This window comes from Mesorhizobium sp. BR1-1-2 (genome assembly GCF_020165435.1).
Lineage (GTDB): Bacteria > Pseudomonadota > Alphaproteobacteria > Rhizobiales > Rhizobiaceae > Mesorhizobium.
Map to the genome: position 1 here is coordinate 13,776 of NZ_JAIUID010000018.1, position 19,873 is coordinate 33,648.

Consider the following 19,873-nt stretch of genomic DNA (forward strand, 5'->3'; position numbering starts at 1 on the left):
GCTTTGTTCGCCTGAATGCGTCTGTCGCATCCATCACAAATTTACGCCGTCTTCGCCACCACCGTTTCGCTGAGCCAGGTGCCGATCTTGGCGCCGAGGCGGTCGGGTGAAACCGGCTTCGGCAGATAATCGTCCATGCCGGCTTCGATGCACTTGTCGCGGTCGCCCTTCAGCGCATGCGCGGTGACGCCGATGATCGGGATGTGGCTGCCATCCGAAGCCTCCGTCGCCCGGATGGCGCGGGTCGCCTCGTAGCCGTTCATTTCCGGCATGGAGACGTCCATCAGGATCAGCCTCGGGCGCAGCGAGCGGTACATCTCGACCGCCGTGCGGCCGTTGCCGGCTATGCGATAGCTCAAGCCCAACCCGTTGAGGATTTGGCCGAACACCAGCTGGTTCACCTCATTGTCCTCGGCGATGAGGATGTCGATCGGACCGTTCGGCGCGACCGTCGGCTCCGGCACGGGGACGGCCGGCATTGCCGGGCCGCGGATGACGGTAAAGGCGGGCGGCGCCGCCTGCGGCAGCGTCGGTACCGGTTCGCGAACGAACTGCGCCCTGCCGAGCTGCGAACGGGCTTTCTGGACGACCGAGATGACGGTGCCGAGCAAAACCGCGGAGCGTGCCGGCTTGGTCAGGTGCGCGGCAATGCCGAAATCGATGATCATCTTGCCGAAATCGACCTGATCGACCGAGGTCAAGAGCACGACCGGTATGGCCGACAGCCGGCTGTCGGCGGCAATGGCTTTCGCGACATCGGCGCCGTTCATACCGGGCATCTGGTAGTCGAGGATAATGCAATCGACGGCGGCTCCCAGCTGGCAGGCGCGGTCGAGGAAAGCCAGGCCGACCGCACCGCTTTCGGCGGCGGCGCAGTCGAAGCTCCAGCTCCTGAGCTGTTCGAGCAGGATCTCGCGGTTGACCGGATTGTCATCGATGACCAGAACGCGCGCGCCGGTGACGTCGACCGGCACGATCTCGTCGCGAGCCTCGGCACGATGCACGGGCAGGGGCACCGCGAACCAGAATACGGAGCCGCGGCCGATCTCGCTCTCGACGCCGATCTTGCCGGCCATCAGGTCGACGAGGCGGGCGGCGATGGCGAGACCGAGGCCGGTGCCCTCGTGACGGCGGGTCGAGGAGCCGTCGACCTGGGCGAATTTTTCGAACACGTTCTGCAACTTCTCGGCCGGGATGCCGATGCCGGTGTCCTCGACGCGCAGCTTGAGCTGGACGACATCATTGACGGTTTCGCCGCCGACGTCGATCAGCACATGGCCCTTCTCGGTGAACTTCACCGCGTTGCCGAGCAGGTTGGTGACGATCTGGCGGAACCGCCCGGCGTCGCCGACGACGTAGGCCGGCAGGCGCGGGTCGACGCGCACGATCAGTTCGAGGTTCTTTTCGGCGACGTGGGCGGAGACGAGCGTGGCCACATCCTCGACCGCCTCGGCAAGGCGGAACGGCGCCGGGTCGAGCGTGAGCTGGCCGGCATTGATCTTGGAGAAATCGAGGATGTCGTTGATGATGGTGAGCAGCGCGTTGCCGGATTTGACGATGACGTCGGTGAAGGTCTTCTGGCGCGCGGTTAGCTCGGTCTTGGCCAGCAACTCGGCCATGCCGAGCACGCCGTTCATCGGCGTGCGGATTTCGTGGCTCATATTGGCCAGGAATTCCGATTTGGCGCGGTCGGCGGCCTCGGCCTTGAACAGCGACTCGGCGGATTCGGCGAAGGCGCGGCGGATGGCTTGCTCCATCGGCCGGAAGATCCAGAAAGCGGCGATGGAGAGCACCGCGAACAGCAATCCGCTCGCCCACAGCAGCAGCCGGTCACTGGAGGCGTCGGCCAAATGGCGCTCGTCGTCCATGGCGGTGCGGACGCGGACCAGCATCGGCTGGGCAAACAGGTCGTTCTGGTTGCGGATTTCGCGATAGCTCCACTCGTCGACCTTCTGCGCCACCGACATGAGGTTGAAGTTTCGAACCATGTCGCGCGGCGACCAGAACAGGTCGCCATTGACCGAAGCGGATTCGAGCTCGTTGATGGTCTTTGTCGACAGGCGTGGACGCAATGCGGCGATCTGGGCCGCAAGCGTCCCAATCTCGCGGGAGAGGCGTTCCGAATGGCCGCGCGCCGATGCGGCCAGCGCATCGCGCGTCTCCGCGCGCCAGGCGGTTCTCGTCGTTTCGGCGAAGCTGGTCGCGTTGCGCAGGTCGCGGGTGAATATGACAAGGTTGCTGCTCAGGGCATCGATCTGGTGGCGGAAGGAATTGACGCGATCAAGTGCAACCATGATCGCGAGCGAAGCCAACGCGAAGATCAGCAATCCTGAGAGATAACGGGTCCGGATGGACCGTATGAAGGAAGAATATTCCGGCATGCGCAACCCCAACACATACGCATTATTTTAACGGTCGGGATTACGCTTGATTTACATTAAGATTTCGTTCTGGCGACCGAGAATTTGGGATTCCCGCAGAGCCTCCCATGTATCCTGCCGGCTGCGCCGAGATGAAGGGCCGCGGCACTTCAAGGAACGGTCAACCTTCGGATATTCCTTCAATCAGCGGACCGTTTGTGGTGCCGGGATTCCTGGTTCGAGCCGCGAAGCATTTCGCGGTCGTCGGCATCGACCAGATCGACGTCGCCGCCCCTGAGCGCCTGGCCCTGCTGGCGAGCCGTTCTCTCCTGCTTCGACCGCTTCAGTTCGTCCTCGGCATTGAAATTCTTGTCCGCATTCTTGGTGTTCACCCGCTCCTCGATGAGTTGCATCTGCTGTTCGTGGGTCTTCTTGCCGGTCATGGGATATCTCCCTCTATTTGTTCGTCCGGCCGGTCTGGTCGGGGTTCACACCGCCTTGTGGGGTGGTGTCGTTCTCGACATCGCCCCGAAAAGTATTTTCGCCGTCGAGCTCCTCGTCGTCGTCAAGGATATCGCCACCCTTGATGGTGCCTTTGGATGCGCCGATGCCGGGATCGCTGCGCAAGTCGCGATCGCTTGGCCTTGGCTGTTTGCGATGCTTGTTGTCGTTCATGGGGTTGCCTCCTGCTTCTGGTCCCGAACGTCGCGACGGGCGCAATGGTTCCCGAAACGCGAATCCCCCAACGCTCTGGCGGGAGTGAGGCCACCGCAGCCGTGTATCTCCGAACAGCGGAATGCTGCCACGCGTGACGTCAGCTCCGCATCAACCGATTATCGATCGGGCAGCATTTGGCGCGCCGGCCTGTTCGGCGCGGCGGATCAGATCGACGCTGTGATGCCGCCGTCCACATAGAGAATATGGCCGTTTACGAAAGAGGAGGCGTCGCTGGCCAGGAAGACGCAGGCGCCGACCAGTTCCTCGACCTTTCCCCAGCGGCCGGCCGGCGTGCGCTTTTCCAGCCAGGCGCTGAATGCCGGGTCGGCGACAAGGGCCGCGTTGAGCGGCGTGTCGAAATAGCCGGGTGCGACGGCATTGCATTGCAGGCCGTGTTTGGCCCAATCCGTAGCCATGCCCTTGGTCAGGTTGCCGACCGCGCCTTTCGTTGCCGTGTAGGGCGCGATGCCCGGACGGGCGAGCGCGGTCTGCACGCTGGCGATGTTGATGATCTTGCCGCGGCCGCGGCCGATCATGTGGCGCGCCACCGCCTGGCCGACATGGAAGACGCTGGCGACATTGGTCTGCAGCAGGCGCTCGAATGCATCGGCAGGAAACTCCTCGAGCGGCGCGCGGAACTGCATGCCGGCATTGTTCACCAAAATGTCGATCGCTCCGCCGCCCAGTTCGAAACCGTCGATCGCCGAGCGGACCGCTTCATGATCGGTAGCATCGAAGGCCAGCTTTTCCGCTTCGGGAATCTGCCTGACCGCCGTGGCGAGCCTTGCCTCGTCACGGCCATTGAGGATCACTCTGGCGCCGGCTTCGGCCAAACCCTTGGCCAAGGCGAAGCCTATGCCTTGCGAGGAGCCGGTTACGAGCGCGGTGCGCCCGCTGAGATCGAACAATTTGGTCGACATCGAACCTGATCCTCCCATTGCCCTGTTAAACAGAAACCTTCACGCCAAGCCTCGGGGTCTGCCCCGATCTCAATTGTTGCGCGTCGCCACGAAGGTCGCGGCTGCCTTCAGCAGGCCGGCCTGCTCGCCATAGGGTTCGAGCAGCGCATGCGCCTGATGGACAAGGCCATGCAACTGGGCGCGTGCCCATGCCTCGCCGTGCAGCGCCACCAGCGTTGCCTTGCCGGCGGCGGCGTCCTTGCCCGTCGCCTTGCCCATCTGTGCGGCATCGGCGGTCAAATCGAGAAGATCGTCGGCAAGCTGGAAGGCAAGCCCGATCGCCGAGCCGAACTCGGCCAGTCTTTCGCGATCCCCGGCAGGCACGCCGGCGACGACCGCGCCCGCCTCGCAGGCAAAGCGGATCAGCGCGCCGGTCTTCATCGCCTGCAGCCGGATGATCCCCGCCTCGTCCGGCGCGATGCGCTCGGCCTCGAGGTCCAGCGTCTGGCCGCCGACCATGCCGCCGGTCCCGGCGGCGCGGGCGAGCGCCAGCACAAGGGCGGCCCGCCGCTCCGCCGGCAGCGCCGTTGTCTCGTCGGCGACGATGTCGAAGGCAAGCGTCAGCAGGGCGTCGCCGGCCAGGATGGCGGTCGCCTCGTCAAAGGCCCTATGCACGGTAGGCTGGCCGCGGCGCAGATCGTCGTCGTCCATCGCCGGCAGGTCGTCATGGATCAGCGAATAGCAATGTACGCATTCCAGTGCGGCCGCCACGCGCAGTGCCGTTTCGCCGTCGGCGGAAAACAGCGCCGCACTTTCCATCACCAGAAAGGGGCGCAGGCGCTTGCCGCCGTTGAGCACGCCGTGCCGCATCGCCGCCATAAGGCGCTTGGGCCGCGCGATCTCGCCCGTGAGCGCGCGGTCGTCGAGCAATCGCCGCAGCAACGTCTCGACGGCGGCGGCCCGTGCAACGAGCGCCGTTTCGAACGCCATTTCATTGTCATTCGTCATGGCCCGGACCGGTAGCCGACACTCAGACGTTGCGCAAGAAGACAAGCGCCATTATGCCGGGGGAAGGAGAGACACGGGTTGGGCGACTTGGCGGAACCGATCGTCGATCATGAAACCGAAAAGCTGGACATGGCGACGAGATCCCGTGGCGTGAACCGTCGTGCTCTCAAACGCTGGGTCCGGCGCGGTATCGTCGTGGCTGCCGTGCTGGCGCTTATCCCCACGGTGCTGACGTTCCTCTATCTGCCGTCTTTCGTGCATCCGGTGTCGACGCTGATGCTGAAGGACCTTGCCACCTTCTCCGGCTATGACCGCCGCTGGGTTTCGATCGACGACGTGGCACCGGTGCTGGCCAATTCGGTGATCATGTCGGAGGACGGACAGTTCTGTTTCCATCGCGGCGTCGACCTCGGCGAATTGCGGGGTGTCGTCGACGACGCGCTGGCCGGCGAGGGGACGCGCGGCGCTTCGACCATCACCATGCAGACGGTGAAGAACCTGTTTTTGTGGTCCCGTCCGCTGGGCACGGTTCGTAAAGTCGTCGAGTTGCCGCTGGCCGTGTACTTCGACGCGGTGATGTCGAAGCGGCGCATCATGGAAATCTACCTCAACATCGCCGAGTGGGGGCCGGGCATTTACGGCATCGAGGCGGCGGCGCGGCACCATTTCGGTGTTTCGGCAAAACAGCTGTCGCGCCGGCAGGCCGCGCTGCTTGCCGTCAGCTTGCCAAATCCGATCGTCCGCAACCCGGCCAAGCCTGGGCCGGGGCTGAGGAGGCTGGCCAACCTGATCGAGCGGCGCGCCGGCCGATCCGGCGCTTATGTCGGCTGCCTCCAGTAGCGGACATAAAAAAATTCGCGGGCAGCGCTGGCCAAAACGGCACCGGGCGTGTATAGGCACCCGACTTTCTCAGATTCCGGCCCCTGACACGGCCCTTTCACGAGGGCGGGCGGGGCTTTTGACCATGTAATGGAGCATATCCATGGCCGTTCCGAAACGAAAAACCTCTCCGTCCAAGCGCGGCATGCGCCGCTCGGCAGACGCCCTCAAGGCCCCGACCTATGTCGAGGACAAGAATTCCGGCGAAATGCGCCGCCCGCACCATATCGACCTGAAGACCGGCATGTATCGCGGCCGCCAGGTGCTGACGCCCAAGGAAAGCTGAGACCAGCTTTCCTGATGTTGAGCTAAAAAGACCGGCCGCTGGCCGGTCTTTTTGCGTCTGTAAGGCCCGACGACCGACCGCATAGCTGCGCGTCCGGGCCTTGATCTCCGATCGGCCCCGGACGACGCCTCAGCGCCCATCCTCGAGGCGTGGCCGATTGCGGCCGACATCAGTCGACACGACTTCCCAACGATCGAACCCTGAGCCCGATGCCCGGCAATCGCCAGAGGCAGCGTCGGTCGGCGTCTTTCGCAATCTGAGGGATTGTCATCGACGGTTTCTTATGTAATTTCTAGATTTATAGTTGGAAATCGACACAGATAGGCGATTCGATGTGGGATTTCGTCAGCACGAGTGACCTCGACGACACCGAGCAGGCCGTGCTTTCCCAACTCAAGATCGATGGGCGGATGTCGAGTGTGGATATCGCCAAGCGCATCGGCGTCACCGAAGCGACGGTGCGGCGCAAAATGGCCCGTGTGCTCGAGGACCCCGATATCTGCATCCAGGCGGTCGTGCGCCCTTTGCGCAGCGATGTCGGCATCGCGGCCATTGTCGGGCTCGACGTCGACCGCGAGCACATCATCAGCGTCGCCCGAAAACTGTCGGAATACTCGTTCGTCGACAGCGTCTACGCCATGACCGGGCCGTTCGACATCATCATCCAGCTCACTTTGCCGTCCACGACCAGCCTGCACGATTTCCTCGTCAGCGAACTGGCCAACGTTCCCGGGATCAAGGATTCCGAGAGCTACATGATCGGTCGCGTCTTCAAGCATAGCGGCCGGGCTTACCAGCACAGCAAAACCGAAGAAAAAAGAGGGTAACAATGGGTGAGTTTCTTTCCGCTTCGCGCCGCCGCGTTCTGGCCCTTCTTGCCGCCGCTCCGCTCCTCCTACCGTTCGCTGCCGCCGCCCATGCCGATGGGCTGGTCGACCAAATCAAGCAGCGCGGCACCATTCTCGTCGGAACCGAGGCCGCGTTCGAGCCGTTCGAATTCGTCCGCGACGGCCAGATCGTTGGCTATAACAAGGACATTCTCGACTATGTGGTCAGCCAGCTCGGCGTGAAGCTCGACCAGCTCAACCTGCCTTTCCAAGGCTTGCTGCCGGGGCTGCTGGCCAAGAAGTTCGACCTGATGGCGACCTCGACCGGCATCAACGCCGAGCGGGCGGCGAAATACGCCTACACGCGGCCGACCGGTTCGTTCGAGAACGTCATCGTCGTGCGCGTCGACGAGGAGCGCATCAAGAAGCCGGAGGACATCAACGGCATGGTGGTGGCCACGCAACTCGCCTCCTCCGTGCAGCCCATCATCGAGGCCTATGACAAGGAGCTCAAGGATAAGGGCGGCAAGGGTGTCGGCGAGCTGAAGCTGTTCACCTCCTTCCCCGAGACCCATGTTGCTCTGGCCTCCGGCCAGGTCGACGCCATCGTCATCGCCTCGCCTTCGGCGGCCGTTCTGATGAAGAACGTTCCCGATACCTACAAGGTCGTCGGCTCGATCGGCGAATTCTCCTATCTGTCCTGGGTGGTGCGGCCGGAGGACAAGGATCTGCGCGCCTTCATCAACGCCAAGATCGGCGAGCTGAAAGACAGCGGCAAGCTGAAGGAGCTTCAGCTCAAATGGTTCGGGTTCGAGATGAAGACGCCCGACGAGGGCTATCTGCCGCCTGGCGCGCTCTAAGCCCGCCGACCAGGCGCCCCTGCGCTGCCGGACCGGCGGTTCCAGTCATTGGACGCGCCGGTCTCGGATGGGCCGGACGTTCAGGGATCATTCGAGCTGAAAAATGTTCCATTTTTCAAAGACGCTGACCTTCCTGCCGGAATTCCTGGCCGGCGCCGGCATCACGCTGGGTGTCTCGGCGCTGGGGTTTCTGGTGGGCACATTGATCGGCTTCGGCCTGCTCGCATGTGGCAGGTCGCGCTGGCGCGCGGTCCGCTGGATCGGCGCGCTCTACACCAGCTTCATCCGAGGCACGCCGCTGATCGTGCAGATCTTCATGGTCTACTACGTGCTGCCGGGCCTCGTCGGCATCGACCTGCCGCCGCTCCTGGCCGGCGTGCTGGCGCTCAGCTTCAACAGCGCGGCCTTCGTCGCCGAAATCCTGCGCGCCGGGCTGACGCGCATTCCCGCCGGCCAGTACGAGGCGGCCAAGGCGCTCGGGCTGAAGCCTGCCGTGACCTGGTTCAAGGTCATCCTGCCGCAGCTCTTCCGCGCCATTATCCCGCCGATGGTCAACGAGTTCACCATGCTGGTGAAGGCATCCTCGATCCTGTCGGTGATCGCGGTGGTGGAACTGACCCGCACCGCGCAGAACACCATGAACGTGACCTACCGGCCGGTCGAGGCCTTCTGCATCGCGGCGGTGCTGTATTTCGTCGTGCTGCTCTCATGCAGCCTGCTGACCAGGCATCTGGAATTCAAGGCGCGAGGCGCACGCGCATGAGCTTCGATTTTTCCGTCATAGCGGACAACTGGCACATACTCGCCAAAGGCTTCGGCAACACGGTGATGATGTGCGCTGTCGCACTGCCGTTCGGCTTCGCGCTCGGCACCGTGCTGGCGCTGATCCGGCTGCGCGGCGGACGGGTGCCGGCGGCAATCGTTTCCGCCTATGTCGAAATATTCCGCAACATTCCGTTCCTGATCCAGATATTCCTTTTGTTCTACGCCTTGCCGATGTTCGGTGTCAGGCTCTCCCCGGTGGTTGTTTCGATCGGCGCGCTGTCAGCCTATGCCAGCGCCTATTCCGCCGAAATCATCAGGGGCGCGATCCAGTCGATTTCGTACGGCCAAGTCGAGGCCGGCTACGCGCTGGGGCTGCGCTACCTGACCATCTTCCGCAAGGTCCTGGTTCCGCAGGTGCTCGGCTACATCCTGCCCGCGGCCACCAATCTCACCATCACGCTGATCAAGGAATCGGCGATCCTGTCGGCGATCACCGTGCCGGAACTCACCTACATGGCCCAGAACATCATTGGCCGCACCTTCTCGCCGGTGGAGATCTTCACCGCCATCGCATTGCTGTACTGGGGGCTGACGGCCTTCGTGGCAGCGATCTCGCGCAGCCTGGAGCATAGGCTGCAGCCCCATCTCGCAGCCCGCCGTGGCGCCTGATCCAAAAAGCTTTCAACGCAGAGGAGTCCCCATGTCCAAGCTCACCACCGCGCCGCGCGGCGTCTTCCAGACATTCATGAACTTTCCGCTGGTCGAGGATCTCGACACGCTGAAGGCCGATGTCGCCATCATCGGCATGCCCTATGGCGATCCCTACACGATCGACGAGCTGATCAACGACCAGACCAATGCGCCGACCGCGGTGCGACGCGCCTCGCAGCGGATCAGCCAGGCGCTCGACCGCTATGATTTCGACATTGGTGGGCCAGTCTTCGACGGCAAGGACATCAAGGTGGTAGACGTCGGCGATGTTCCCGGCGCGGCGGCCGATCATGTCGGGCACTACGGCAGAGCCGAAGCGGCGATCCGCAAGATCCGCGCCGCGGGCGCATTGCCGATCACAATCGGCGGCGACCACGGCATTCCGATCCCGATCTTCCGGGCGCTCGATGGCGAAGGTCCGATCACGCTGGTTCAGCTCGACGCTCATCTCGACTGGCGTGACAACGTCAACGGGGTCAAGGAGGGCTATTCCAGCACCATCCGGCGGGCCTCGGAAATGGCGCATATCAAGGATATCTTTCAGGTCGGCGTCCGCGGCCAAGGCAGCGCGCGCCCCGAGGAGGTCGAGGCCGCCCGCGCCTATGGCGCCAACATCATCACCACCAATGAATGGCAGGACATCGGCACCGCGGCGCTCCTGAAGCGAATTCCCGACGGCGGCCGCTATTATCTCACCATCGATGCCGACGGCCTCGACCCGGCGGTGATGCCAGCGGTCGAGGGGCCACAGCCGGGGGGCGTCAGCTACCGGCAGACGATTGAACTCATCAAGGGGCTGGTCGGCAAAGGAAGGCTGGTCGGCATGGATATCGTCGAGATCGCGCCGGCGCGCGACGTCAACGAGATCACCTCGATGACGGCCGGCCATATCATCCTCAACGTCATCGGCGCGGCCGTGCGCGCCGGCTACTTCAAGCGCTGATCGCGAGCGGGGTGCGCGTTCACGCATCCCGCGGCTCGATTTCAGAGATGTCGGCCGGACAACCGGCTGACATCGTTGTTGCATTCGGTCTTCTAGCGCGTTCGGGGCGCGCTGCGAAAATTCTTGACGGCGTGCCGCTGGCGCACTCTACAAAAGAGGTGCCCCCAAATGGAGACGCCAGATGTTCGGTGCCGTCCCGCTGCTGATCGTGCCTTTTGTTCTCTACAATCTCGGGCTGCTCGGAATATTCGGCAGCGGTGACGATCCGTGGACGAGCGAGGTCTTTTCCGTCGGCATGATGTCGGGCGGGGTGTTCTCGATGACGCTCGGCGACCTGATTGTGCTGATCGGGCTCATCTTCCTCTTCGTCGAGATCGTGAAATCGGCGCGCACCACGAATGCCTCGATCATGGACCATCTGTTATCGACGCTGGTCTTCGTCGCCTTCCTGATCGAGTTCCTGCTGGTCAAGGGCGCCGCGCACTCGGTCTTCTTCACGCTGATGATCATCGCGCTGTTCGATGTGCTCGCCGGCTTCTCGGTGTCCATGCGGTCGGCGAGCAGGGATATCAACCTGAATTAACCTCAGCCCGGATCGGCGGTGAAGCCGGCGGCTTCGATGCCGGCGATGGCCGCGGCTTCGTCATTGTCCGAGCTGTCGCCGGAAATGCCGACGGCGCCTATGATGCTGCCTGCCTTGTCGCGGATCAGCACGCCGCCCACGACCGGCAACACGCGTCCGCCCGAGACATCGGAGATGCCTGTCATGAGATGCGGACGCTCCTTGGCGAAGGCCTCGACGCGGCGCGAGCCCATGCCGATGGCGAGCGCGCCATAGGCCTTGCCGGCGGACATTTGCGGGCGCAGGAACGAGGCGCCGTCCTGGCGCTGGAAGGCGACGAGATGGCCGCCGGCGTCGAGCACCGAGACGCCGAGCGGCCTAAGCTTGAGCTCCGCGCCCTTGGTGAAGGCGGCATCGATGATCTCGAGGGCTTTGTCGAGCGGCAGTGCGGTCATGGCGATCTCCTATTGAACGGATAATCATCGGCAGCCAGCCGGACGAGACAATCCAGGTTCCGGTTGAAATTGCTTCGCGCTGGAAAGCGGGTGAAGGCGCCACTTGGATCGCGCTGACGCCGCGATCCCAATGCGATCAACGGCCAACGGCTCAGGGCCGGCAACGAAGCGACCGGGGAGCGGCGTGCTACTTCTTCTTGGCGCGGGCGGGCTTCTTGGCGGGCACTACCGGCGCGTTGGCAAGGTCTTCGGCTTCCTTGGCCAGCCGCAGCGCCCGCAGCTTGTCGGTCTTGACCTTGCGAGCATCGCTCTCGGCGACATACTCGGCCATCGCCTTCTGTCGGACCGTGGCCGCTTCTTCCTGCTTCTTGAAGCGCAGATCGGCGCGCGCGCGGGCAGTATCCCTAGAGTTCTCAACCAAGAGTCTGTTCCAATCTCGTGACGTGATTTTCGGCCTCTTGTAGCAGAGCCGGCCACTCAACGGGGAAAATAGTTGGTCAAGCGGCGGTGTCGGTGCTGAGAGCCTTGCTGGCGACAACGGCCTCATAGGCGGCCTGCAGGGTCGCGCGTACAGAAGGGCCGGACGCTGGATCGAGAGGCGTGCCGAGATGCTCATGGCGCAACTCGTCCATGAATTTCTCCCAGAGCGGTGGTCCGCCCTTCTCCAGAAGCTCGGCGCGGATCGACAATTCCTCGCTGACCGGCAGCCAGACGCGGCCCCAGGCGCCGAGATGGGCCAGGATCGGCACCAGGGTGATCGCCATTTCGGTTAGGCTGTAGATCGCCTTCTGCTTGTGCGAGGGATCGTCGGCCTTGGTCAGCATGCCCAGATCCATCAGCCGCTTCAGCCGGTCGGCCAGTATGTTGGAGGCAATGCCTTCCATCGATCCGTTAAGCAATTCGCGAAAATGGCGCCTGCCGCCAAAAATCATGTCGCGAAGGATGATCAGGCTCCAGCGGTCGCCGAACACTTCCAGCGAGAGATTGATCGGGCAACCCGAGCGGCGATCGATGTTCATTCGATGTCTCCAAAACCGGTTGCATTATCGTATCGGTTTTATTATGGTGCAACCGATTGCAAAATACAAGCAGATGAGGAGGCTGCGCGATGACGAAGACCGGACGCCCCGATATCATATCCGAAGCCTTTGGCGACCCCGCCGATCCCGCTCTGTTGCTGATCATGGGAGCGATGGCCTCAATGCTGTGGTGGCCGGAGGCGCTTTGCCGGAAGCTCGCCGGCGCCGGACTGTTCGTGCTCCGCTACGACAATCGCGATACCGGCCGATCGACCAAATACCCGCCTGGGGAGCCACCCTACACATTCGACGACATGGCCGACGATGCGATCGGCGTTCTCGACAGCCACGGCCTCGACAAGGCGCATATCGCCGGCATGTCGATGGGCGGCATGATCGCGCAGCTTGTGGCACTCAAGCATCCATCCCGCGTCGCGTCGCTGACCGTGATCAGCAGCTCGCCCCTGGGAGTGGACACCTCGAACCTGCCGCAGACCAGCGATGCCTATATCGAACATTCGGCTGAAGGCGCGCACATCGACTGGTCGGATCGCCGCCAGGTCATCGACTTCATGATCAAAGATACCAGGGCAATCGCCAGCACAGCGCATCCCTTCGACGAGGGCCGCATGAGAGCCTTTATCGACCGGCTGCGCCCGGAAGGCAGGACCGATCCGTTCGGCGTCGAACAGGCGCGCGACCAGTTGCGCAATTCCTACGCGATCATCGAACAGGAGATGGCGTCGAGGACCTGGGCTGTGGGTGATGCCTTCACCATGGCCGATTGCGCGGCATCCCCGGCTCTGTTCTATGCCAACAAGGTCGAGCCGTTCGGCGACAAATATCCTGCCGTGAAGCGCTATCATGACCGGCTGTTGCAGCGGCCGGCCTTCATCAGGGTGATCGAGGAGGCGCAGCCCTATTTCAAGCTCTTCCCGTATAATGATGGCTGATCGTGGTGCTTGATCGGGCGTTTGAACAGGAATGATCAATCCTGCCAGAATTGGTCGAGCCAGATGTTGAGCTTCAGGAACCCGGCATTGCTCACCGTATAGACGCGCCGCGTGCCTTCGGCCTTGACGTGGACAAGGCCAGCATCGAGCAACACCTTCAGATGCTGCGATACGGCCGGACGCGAGACCGGCAGCCCGGCTGCCAGTTGATTGACGGTTTTTGGACCGCGTCGAAGTTCTTCCAGGAGATGGCGCCGGTTGGGATCGGCGATCGCCATGAAGGCGTCGGAAAGCATCATGCCTCATTTGTGGGGCAAAGTTCTTCGAATCTCAACCGTTTGCTTCTGCTTTTCTTCTTGGGTCGAGCCGCAATGCTTCCGGCGTCACCGAACGGTCGGCGGGCTGCGTCTTGAAGGCATCGCGGTCCTCGATCGGCACCGGCGCACGGCGGCTGATGCGCAGCAGCGTGTAGCCTGCCAGGGAAAGATGCGCGAACGCGGTTGCAAGGAACAGGCCCTCGGGGCGCATCCAGCCCATCAGGGCGGCCGCCAGCAAGGGGCCGATCATGGTGCCGAAGCCGTAGAGCAGCAGGAGGCCGCCCGAAACCTTGACGAAGTCCTCGGCACTTGCGTGATCGTTGGCATGCGCCACGGCGATCGAATAGAGCGTATAGGCGAAGGCACCGTAGGCGGCGGTGAAGACGATGACGAAGACGCCGGAGCGCGGCTCGAACAGGAAGATCAAGAGCGCGAACAGCGCCGCGCCGAAAGCGGCACCCGCCAGCACGAAGCGCCGGTCGGTCTTGTCGGAAAAACGCCCGGCCGGAAGCTGCATGGCGGCGCCCGCCACCACCACCAGGCTCATCATCAAGGCGATCTCGGCGGTGGAGATGCCGATGCGGGCGCCGTAGACGGCGCCAAGCGTGCCCCATGCGCCGTTGGCGATGCCGATGAGGACGCAAGCGATGGCCGAGACCGGCGAGTTGGCGTAGAGCCCTTTGACGTCGAGCTTGACGTCCTGGAGCGGCTTGGGGTGCGACGCGGTCGATACCGCGGTGGGGATCAGCGACAAGCAGAACAGGATGCCGGTGATCATGAAGAGCGAGGCCGATTTCACGTCGCCGCCGGCCACGATCATCTGCCCGCCCATGATCGAGGCATAGGTGACCATCATGTAGAGGCCGAAGACGGTGCCGCGATTCTCGTTGGTGGCCTTCTCGTTCAGCCAGCTTTCGATAACCATGAAGGCGCCGGCCATGGTGAAGCCGGTGAAGGCGCGCAGCAGGATCCAGACATATTCGTCGATGACCAGGCCGGTGAGCAGCGCGACGATGGCGCCGGACGCGGCGAAGGCGCCGAAGGCGCGTACATGGCCGGCGCGACGCACGATGCGTGGGGCAAAGAAGCAGCCGGTGACGAAGCCGCCGGCCCAGGCCGTGCCCATCAGGCCGAGAGATGCGGTGGAGAAGCCTTCCACCTGGCCGCGCAGGGGCAACAGCAGGCCGTGCAATCCCGACGCTGCCAAAAGGAAGGCGGTGCCGCGAAGCAGCGAAAGGATCGGTCTGTAGGCTGCGAGCATTTTTTGATCCGGCTGAAATCGAGGAAAGACGCAGAGTCTGAAGACAGTCGCATTCGGGCTTTTCGGCGGCGGATCTTTCCGGCCTTATCCGCGGCGGAACAGCGCCTCGGCCGCGGATTTGGTACTGTCCTTCGACTTGAGTTCAGCCTCCAGCCGGGCGATCTCGTCGCGCAGGATGCCGATCCGTTCCGACAACTCGCCGACGGAGAGCAGCGACAGATCCTGGCCGATCTCGTGCGGACGCGCCTTCTTCTTGGGTTCGTCGTCGAAGATCGCCATTCGTGCTCCTCCTCCGCCATACCGATTGGCCATTTGCCTGATTTGCCAATGAGCATACATAGGACAGGGGCGTCGATGCAAACAGCCGGTAAGAATGCGGCGAGGAAAGACGGGAGATTTCATGGCGAGCGGATATAAAATTCCGGCAAGGATGACGGCCATCGCGATCTCGGAGCCGGGTGGGCCCAGGGTGCTCAAACCGGAGACGCGCGATGTGCCTGTGCCCGGTCCCGGCGAGATATTGATCAAGGTGCGCGCCGCCGGCGTCAACAGGCCCGACGTGCAGCAGCGCAAGGGCGCCTATCCGCCGCCGCCCGGCGCGTCGGACCTGCCGGGCCTGGAGGCGTCGGGCGAAGTGGCCGCGCTGGGCGACGAGATCTCTCGCTGGCGTCTTGGCGAGCGCGTCTGCGCGCTCACTCCCGGCGGCGGCTATGCCGAATATGTCAAGGTTCATGCCGGCAGCGTGCTGCCGCTGCCGGCCGGTTTCACCCACACGGAAGCGGCGGCCGTGCCGGAAAACTATTTCACCGTCTGGCACAATGTGTTCGAGCGCGGCGGCTTGAAGAAAGGCGAAACGCTACTGGTCCATGGCGGCTCTTCGGGTATCGGCACGACGGCGATCCAGCTTGCATCTGCCTTCGGCGCCCATGTCATCACCACGGCCGGCAACAAGGAGAAATGCGATGCCTGCCTGAAGCTCGGCGCCGACCGGGCGATCAACTACCGCGAGGAGGACTTCGTCGCGGCGGTCAAGGAAGTGACGGGCGGCAAGGGTGCCGACGTCATCCTCGACATGGTCGGCGGCGACTATGTGGCGCGCAACTACGAGGCCGCGGCGGTCGAGGGCCGGATCGTCCAGATCGCCCTGCAAGGCGGCGCGATGGCGAGCGCCGATTTCTCGAAAATCATGGTCAAGCGGCTTGTTCATACCGGTTCGACACTGAGGCCGCGCACCGTTGAGTTCAAGGCGGCGCTGGCAGCCGCGCTCGAAGCGCAGGTGTGGCCGTTGCTCGGCACGCGCCGGATCGCGCCCGTAATGGACATGATCTTCCCGCTCGCCGATGCCTGGCGGGCGCATGAGCGTATGGAGGAAGGCGATCATATCGGCAAGATCGTGCTCGACGTCGGCTGACGCCAACATTGCCGATGCCGGCCGGCGGAGGCGGGCTCATACCCGCGATCCCGGTCCCTGCCTGTAAGCTGAACAAAAGCTTAATGGTGCAATGCAGCATTTGCATCATTGCTATGCAAAATCAGCCATTCAAGTGCCGCTCGATGATGACTATTTGAGCATCATCGAAACGAACACCCCATTTGGAGGACTGACATGAACCCGATCCGCGCTTTCCGTAACTGGCGCATGTACAACGAGACCGTGCGCGAACTGAACCGCCTCAATGCGCGCCAGCTCAGCGATCTCGGTATCAATCGCGCCGACATCGAAAAGATCGCCCGCCAGGCGATCTGACTTCAAGAACCGCCCTGCCGCCATGCAGGGTCGCAAAGCAGAGCCGCCGCAGACGCTTGCTCGTCGCCGGTTCCGAACCCGCCGGACCTTGTCCGGCGGGTTTTGTCTTTCTGGATCCCAAACATATTCGCGGCGCCATTTGCGTGCCGGTCCTGATCGATCCGCCCCCGGTGTGGCTGCCAGATCGACGCGCGTTCCCAAAAACGCATTCCCAAAAACGTTGCGGAAGCGCCGCAGAGCGGTTATATAACCCTCGAATTTCCCATTTTGGTGGCTCTAAACCACCGCCCGCGCGGGAACGCGGGCGAACGAGAAGGATTTTTTAAATGGCCAACACCCTGCTGATGCCCAAGGCGACCGCCGTCTGGCTGGTCGACAACACCGCGCTTTCCTTCGAGCAGATAGCACAATTCTGCGGGCTGCATCCGCTCGAGGTCAAGGCGATCGCCGACGGCGAATCGGCGCAAGGCATCAAGGGCATGGATCCGATCATGACCGGCCAGCTTACCCGCGACGAGATCGCGCGTGCCGAGAAGGATCCGAACCAGCGGCTGAAGCTCTCGGACCCCAAGGTGCGGGTGCCGGAATCCAAGCGCAAGGGGCCGCGCTATACCCCGCTGTCGAAGCGTCAGGACCGGCCGAACGCCATTCTCTGGCTGGTGCGCAACCATCCCGAATTGAAGGACGCGCAGATCTCGCGTCTGGTCGGCACCACCAAGTCCACGATCGAGCAGATCCGCGAGCGCAAACACTGGAACTCCGCCAACCTGCAGCCGATGGACCCGGTGACGCTCGGTCTCGCCTCGCAGATCGATCTTGACATGGAAGTCAACCGCGCATCGCGTGGTCGCGAGCAGGCACAGCCGGTCGGCGACACATTGCTGCCGGCGGCGCTGACCGAGCGCCTGGTTCCGGCTCCCGAAAAGCCGAAGGACGAGGATGCCGAACTCGACGCCAACGCCGTGTTCGCCAAGCTCTCGGCTCTGAAGTCGAAGGACAAGGATAACGACGACGAGGAGTAGAATTCTCGTGAATTCGATGGAAAAGCCCGCTTCGAGCGGGCTTTTCCATGTGGTCGGGAGATGTCAGCTTCGCGCCGCGCGGTCCGGCGCCATGCCGTAATCCTCGCTGCGTTCCACCGCCCGGTAAAAATCGGCGAGCTGCTTGCCGCGCTCCGGCTTGAAGACGCGGCCTGCGATGACCACGGAGGCGATGCGATCGATGCGGAAGGCGCGGAAATCGTCGCGCATCTCGCACCAGGCGACCAGCGTCCAGACCTTGCCCCAGAACCAAAGGCCCAAGGGCCTGATGTCGCGGGCGGTGCCGCGGCCAGCTTCGTCCGAATAGTCGATGGTCAGCACCTGGCGCTTCTCGATGGCGCGCTCGATCAGGTCGATCGCCTCGCGCGCGGCGTCGCTCACCACCCACATCGGCGTGTGGATCTCGGTGCGGGCGATGCGGTCCTTTTCGGCATCGGGCAGCACCGCGCCGATCTTGACCAAAGCCTCATCGGCGGCCCGGGCCATGGCCGCACCGCCAAAGGCACGCACCATGCGGGCGCCGGCGACCAGCGCCACGATCTCGTCACGCGTGAACATCAGCGGTGGAAGGTCGAAACCCTCCCTCATCATGTAGCCGACGCCCGCTTCCCCGTCGATCGGCACTCCGGTCGACTGCAGGTCGGCTATGTCGCGATAGATGGTTCGCTCGGAAACCTCGAGCCATGTGCCAAGCTTCTGCGCGGTGACCAGACGGCCACCGCGCAAATGCTGCACGATCTGGAAGAGCCTGTCGGCGCGTCGCATCGTATGGTCCCTCGATGTTGTTCCTATGCATGTCGCCCAAAACCGGTTCCCACTTTTGGACTGCATGCATCGTGTTCTTGCGCATGCCTTTATTCCGAAACCGTAGAACACTCGGCGGCATGCATCATGGTTTCAGGCCTTCGCACTTGCGCTGCGCGGCCACAAATTCCGCGCCGAAGGACAATTTCCTCGTTGTCGGCGTCATTGGCATCGAGCACGCGCCAGAAGGGCGCGACATCGCTCAGCGTCATGCCGCGCCCGAGATCCTCAATGGCTGCTTCGGCAACGGTACGCCGATAATAGCCCATCGCGACCGGGCATGTCACTTCGGCGCCATGTTCAAAGGCAAGCCCCGTGCGCAGCGCGCGAACGTCCATCTCGACGCCTTTGGGAATAGAGGGGATGAATTCGTCGACCTGTCGCGCCGTCGGCATCAGGATCGTCTGGTCTTCGGCTCCATCTTCCACCGTGCGCGGGGCCGGTTTGATGCCGTTGACCCCCGGCGTGTTCAATCTGTCGGTCCAGCTCTTCATCGCTCGTCCTCTCGAACGCTCATGCATCTATGGCATGGCGCTCCTGACACCATTCTGTCAGGAGCGTTCAGCATACTCGCTGGCGAATAGCGTCCGCATCTCGGCAAGTTCGCCGTTTCGTTCAGGATAGAGCGACTTCAGGAAGGCCAGCGCGAAGGTGCCGGGCGCCGAACCTGGCGCGGAAACGATCTTGCCGTCGGACACGGCATGCGGCACGTCCTGATAATTATGATTGCCGGCATAGCCGGCAATGTGGTGATTGATCCAGTCGCGGCCATTGCTGGTATGCCTCGCCTTCTCGAACATGCCGGCTCGGGCCAGCGCCAGCGTTCCGGCGCAGATACCGCCGACCACACCGTCCCGCATCGCAACGGCCCTCAGCAATTCCGCGACCTCGGGCGGCGCCTCGCCCGCCCATCGGTCGGAGCCAATGACGGCGATTGCATCGAGATCGGCATTTTCATCGGCGCCGGCCGAGCGGTCGGGCGTCAGCCGGAAACCGCTGATCCCGCTCACCGGTCCGCCGTCCGGCGTCAGCGAAACCGCGCGGGCGCCGAACCATTCGACCGCCGAGGCGGCCAGCAGGCCATATTCCCAGTCGGCGAAGCCTTGGATGAACAAAAAGCCGATCGTCTTTTGCTCAGGCATGCGTTTGCTCCATTCCCAGATGCGCAGCCCCCGGCGACAAGCTGCACTCGTTCAGTTCGCCTTCGCCGGAAATCGCATTACTTGCTTGCCTGGACTTGCTATCTGGGTGCGGCAATCCCGGCCTCCAAGCCTTGCCTGAAAAAATCGCCTCAATTGTCGCGGATATGAAGGCCATCATACATGTCCGGCCAGCCGATATCCTTGCGGACGTCCGCCGGCAATGCATTCAGGAACCGCCTGGTGCGGATCTCATTGCGCATCGTGCGCACCTTGCCGACATAGTGCTTCATATTATGCAGAATGGTGAACCCGTTCATG

General features: G+C 63.1%; 27 protein-coding genes. 12 read left to right on the forward strand and 15 right to left on the reverse strand.

Translation table 11 applies throughout. From position 1 onward, the window contains the following. Positions 1–41 precede the first annotated feature (41 nt). The 5 genes from LB551_RS26465 to LB551_RS26485 all read right to left on the reverse strand — a co-directional run bounded on the left by LB551_RS26465 (position 42) and on the right by LB551_RS26485 (position 4,984). Entirely contained in the window at positions 42–2,381 is a 2,340-nt protein-coding gene (locus LB551_RS26465; protein ID WP_224661035.1) for a response regulator, read from the reverse strand. 179 nt (positions 2,382–2,560) lie between these two features. Next, the gene (locus tag LB551_RS26470; protein WP_224661036.1) at positions 2,561–2,803 is read right to left on the reverse strand and encodes a hypothetical protein; all 243 of its coding nucleotides are present in this window, start codon (positions 2,801–2,803) and stop codon (positions 2,561–2,563) included. 13 nt (positions 2,804–2,816) lie between these two features. Next, complete coding sequence (locus LB551_RS26475) at positions 2,817–3,035, reverse strand: hypothetical protein (RefSeq protein WP_224629165.1); 219 nt, start codon at positions 3,033–3,035, stop codon at positions 2,817–2,819. 206 nt (positions 3,036–3,241) lie between these two features. After that, entirely contained in the window at positions 3,242–3,997 is a 756-nt protein-coding gene (locus LB551_RS26480; protein ID WP_224661037.1) for an SDR family oxidoreductase, read from the reverse strand. Positions 3,998–4,066: 69 nt separating this feature from the next. Beyond that, the gene (locus LB551_RS26485; RefSeq protein WP_224661038.1) at positions 4,067–4,984 is read right to left on the reverse strand and encodes a polyprenyl synthetase family protein; all 918 of its coding nucleotides are present in this window, start codon (positions 4,982–4,984) and stop codon (positions 4,067–4,069) included. Between the two features lie 78 nt (positions 4,985–5,062). On the opposite strand from LB551_RS26485, the gene LB551_RS26490 reads away from it, so the two are divergent. The 8 genes from LB551_RS26490 (at position 5,063) to LB551_RS26525 (ending at position 10,838) form a co-directional block, all read left to right on the forward strand. After that, complete coding sequence (locus LB551_RS26490) at positions 5,063–5,824, forward strand: biosynthetic peptidoglycan transglycosylase (protein ID WP_224661039.1); 762 nt, start codon at positions 5,063–5,065, stop codon at positions 5,822–5,824. Positions 5,825–5,966: 142 nt separating this feature from the next. Beyond that, positions 5,967–6,149, forward strand: coding sequence for a 50S ribosomal protein L32 (rpmF, locus tag LB551_RS26495; RefSeq protein WP_008834724.1), 183 nt, complete (start codon positions 5,967–5,969; stop codon positions 6,147–6,149). A gap of 332 nt (positions 6,150–6,481) precedes the next feature. Continuing rightward, complete coding sequence (locus LB551_RS26500; RefSeq protein ID WP_224661040.1) at positions 6,482–6,976, forward strand: Lrp/AsnC family transcriptional regulator; 495 nt, start codon at positions 6,482–6,484, stop codon at positions 6,974–6,976. A gap of 2 nt (positions 6,977–6,978) precedes the next feature. Continuing rightward, entirely contained in the window at positions 6,979–7,836 is an 858-nt protein-coding gene (locus tag LB551_RS26505; protein WP_224661041.1) for a transporter substrate-binding domain-containing protein, read from the forward strand. Positions 7,837–7,939: 103 nt separating this feature from the next. Further along, positions 7,940–8,599 carry an amino acid ABC transporter permease gene (locus LB551_RS26510; protein WP_224661042.1) on the forward strand — a complete coding sequence of 220 codons (660 nt, stop codon included), beginning with the start codon at positions 7,940–7,942 and terminating at the stop codon, positions 8,597–8,599. Next, on the forward strand, positions 8,596–9,270 hold the full coding sequence (locus LB551_RS26515) for an amino acid ABC transporter permease (protein WP_224661043.1): 675 nt from the start codon (positions 8,596–8,598) through the stop codon (positions 9,268–9,270). The genes LB551_RS26510 and LB551_RS26515 overlap by 4 nt, the downstream gene beginning before the upstream one ends. Positions 9,271–9,301: 31 nt before the next feature. Continuing rightward, positions 9,302–10,255, forward strand: a complete 954-nt coding sequence (locus LB551_RS26520; protein ID WP_224661044.1) for an agmatinase — start codon at positions 9,302–9,304, stop codon at positions 10,253–10,255. A 181-nt stretch (positions 10,256–10,436) separates the two neighbouring features. Beyond that, positions 10,437–10,838: a hypothetical protein gene (locus LB551_RS26525; RefSeq protein WP_224629153.1), complete on the forward strand. Its 402-nt coding sequence runs from the start codon at positions 10,437–10,439 to the stop codon at positions 10,836–10,838. Positions 10,839–10,840: 2 nt separating this feature from the next. Here LB551_RS26525 and LB551_RS26530 read toward each other — a convergent pair whose 3' ends face one another. From LB551_RS26530 to LB551_RS26540, 3 genes are all read right to left on the reverse strand, one after another. Further along, the gene (locus LB551_RS26530; RefSeq protein WP_140562417.1) at positions 10,841–11,272 is read right to left on the reverse strand and encodes a GlcG/HbpS family heme-binding protein; all 432 of its coding nucleotides are present in this window, start codon (positions 11,270–11,272) and stop codon (positions 10,841–10,843) included. Between the two features lie 187 nt (positions 11,273–11,459). After that, positions 11,460–11,693 (reverse strand): hypothetical protein, encoded by a 234-nt coding sequence (locus tag LB551_RS26535; protein WP_224661045.1) that lies wholly within the window; start codon positions 11,691–11,693, stop codon positions 11,460–11,462. A gap of 76 nt (positions 11,694–11,769) precedes the next feature. Continuing rightward, positions 11,770–12,291, reverse strand: a complete 522-nt coding sequence (locus LB551_RS26540) for a winged helix-turn-helix transcriptional regulator (protein WP_140550919.1) — start codon at positions 12,289–12,291, stop codon at positions 11,770–11,772. 89 nt (positions 12,292–12,380) lie between these two features. Here LB551_RS26540 and LB551_RS26545 point away from each other — a divergent pair, with 89 nt between their 5' ends. Next, entirely contained in the window at positions 12,381–13,244 is an 864-nt protein-coding gene (locus LB551_RS26545) for an alpha/beta fold hydrolase (protein WP_224661046.1), read from the forward strand. A gap of 35 nt (positions 13,245–13,279) precedes the next feature. On the opposite strand, the gene LB551_RS26550 is transcribed toward LB551_RS26545, so the two are convergent. From LB551_RS26550 to LB551_RS26560, 3 genes are all read right to left on the reverse strand, one after another. Continuing rightward, complete coding sequence (locus tag LB551_RS26550; RefSeq protein WP_224661047.1) at positions 13,280–13,543, reverse strand: ArsR/SmtB family transcription factor; 264 nt, start codon at positions 13,541–13,543, stop codon at positions 13,280–13,282. Between the two features lie 31 nt (positions 13,544–13,574). Continuing rightward, positions 13,575–14,822 carry an MFS transporter gene (locus LB551_RS26555; protein WP_140500523.1) on the reverse strand — a complete coding sequence of 416 codons (1,248 nt, stop codon included), beginning with the start codon at positions 14,820–14,822 and terminating at the stop codon, positions 13,575–13,577. An 84-nt stretch (positions 14,823–14,906) separates the two neighbouring features. After that, positions 14,907–15,101, reverse strand: coding sequence for a DUF1192 domain-containing protein (locus LB551_RS26560; RefSeq protein WP_140500525.1), 195 nt, complete (start codon positions 15,099–15,101; stop codon positions 14,907–14,909). 121 nt (positions 15,102–15,222) lie between these two features. Here LB551_RS26560 and LB551_RS26565 point away from each other — a divergent pair, with 121 nt between their 5' ends. The 3 genes from LB551_RS26565 to LB551_RS26575 all read left to right on the forward strand — a co-directional run bounded on the left by LB551_RS26565 (position 15,223) and on the right by LB551_RS26575 (position 17,591). Continuing rightward, positions 15,223–16,233, forward strand: coding sequence for an NAD(P)H-quinone oxidoreductase (locus LB551_RS26565; protein WP_224661048.1), 1,011 nt, complete (start codon positions 15,223–15,225; stop codon positions 16,231–16,233). 195 nt (positions 16,234–16,428) lie between these two features. After that, complete coding sequence (locus tag LB551_RS26570) at positions 16,429–16,569, forward strand: DUF1127 domain-containing protein (RefSeq protein WP_140500528.1); 141 nt, start codon at positions 16,429–16,431, stop codon at positions 16,567–16,569. Positions 16,570–16,895: 326 nt separating this feature from the next. After that, positions 16,896–17,591, forward strand: coding sequence for a DUF1013 domain-containing protein (locus LB551_RS26575; protein ID WP_140550924.1), 696 nt, complete (start codon positions 16,896–16,898; stop codon positions 17,589–17,591). A 63-nt stretch (positions 17,592–17,654) separates the two neighbouring features. Here the strand turns inward: LB551_RS26575 and LB551_RS26580 are convergent, their stop codons facing one another. The 4 genes from LB551_RS26580 to LB551_RS26595 all read right to left on the reverse strand — a co-directional run bounded on the left by LB551_RS26580 (position 17,655) and on the right by LB551_RS26595 (position 19,872). Beyond that, entirely contained in the window at positions 17,655–18,374 is a 720-nt protein-coding gene (locus tag LB551_RS26580) for a helix-turn-helix transcriptional regulator (RefSeq protein ID WP_140500532.1), read from the reverse strand. 89 nt (positions 18,375–18,463) lie between these two features. After that, the gene (locus LB551_RS26585; RefSeq protein ID WP_224629142.1) at positions 18,464–18,907 is read right to left on the reverse strand and encodes a hypothetical protein; all 444 of its coding nucleotides are present in this window, start codon (positions 18,905–18,907) and stop codon (positions 18,464–18,466) included. Between the two features lie 57 nt (positions 18,908–18,964). Beyond that, the gene (locus LB551_RS26590; protein ID WP_224661049.1) at positions 18,965–19,555 is read right to left on the reverse strand and encodes a DJ-1/PfpI family protein; all 591 of its coding nucleotides are present in this window, start codon (positions 19,553–19,555) and stop codon (positions 18,965–18,967) included. Positions 19,556–19,704: 149 nt separating this feature from the next. Further along, positions 19,705–19,872 carry a hypothetical protein gene (locus LB551_RS26595; protein ID WP_140550927.1) on the reverse strand — a complete coding sequence of 56 codons (168 nt, stop codon included), beginning with the start codon at positions 19,870–19,872 and terminating at the stop codon, positions 19,705–19,707. Position 19,873 lies beyond the last annotated feature (1 nt).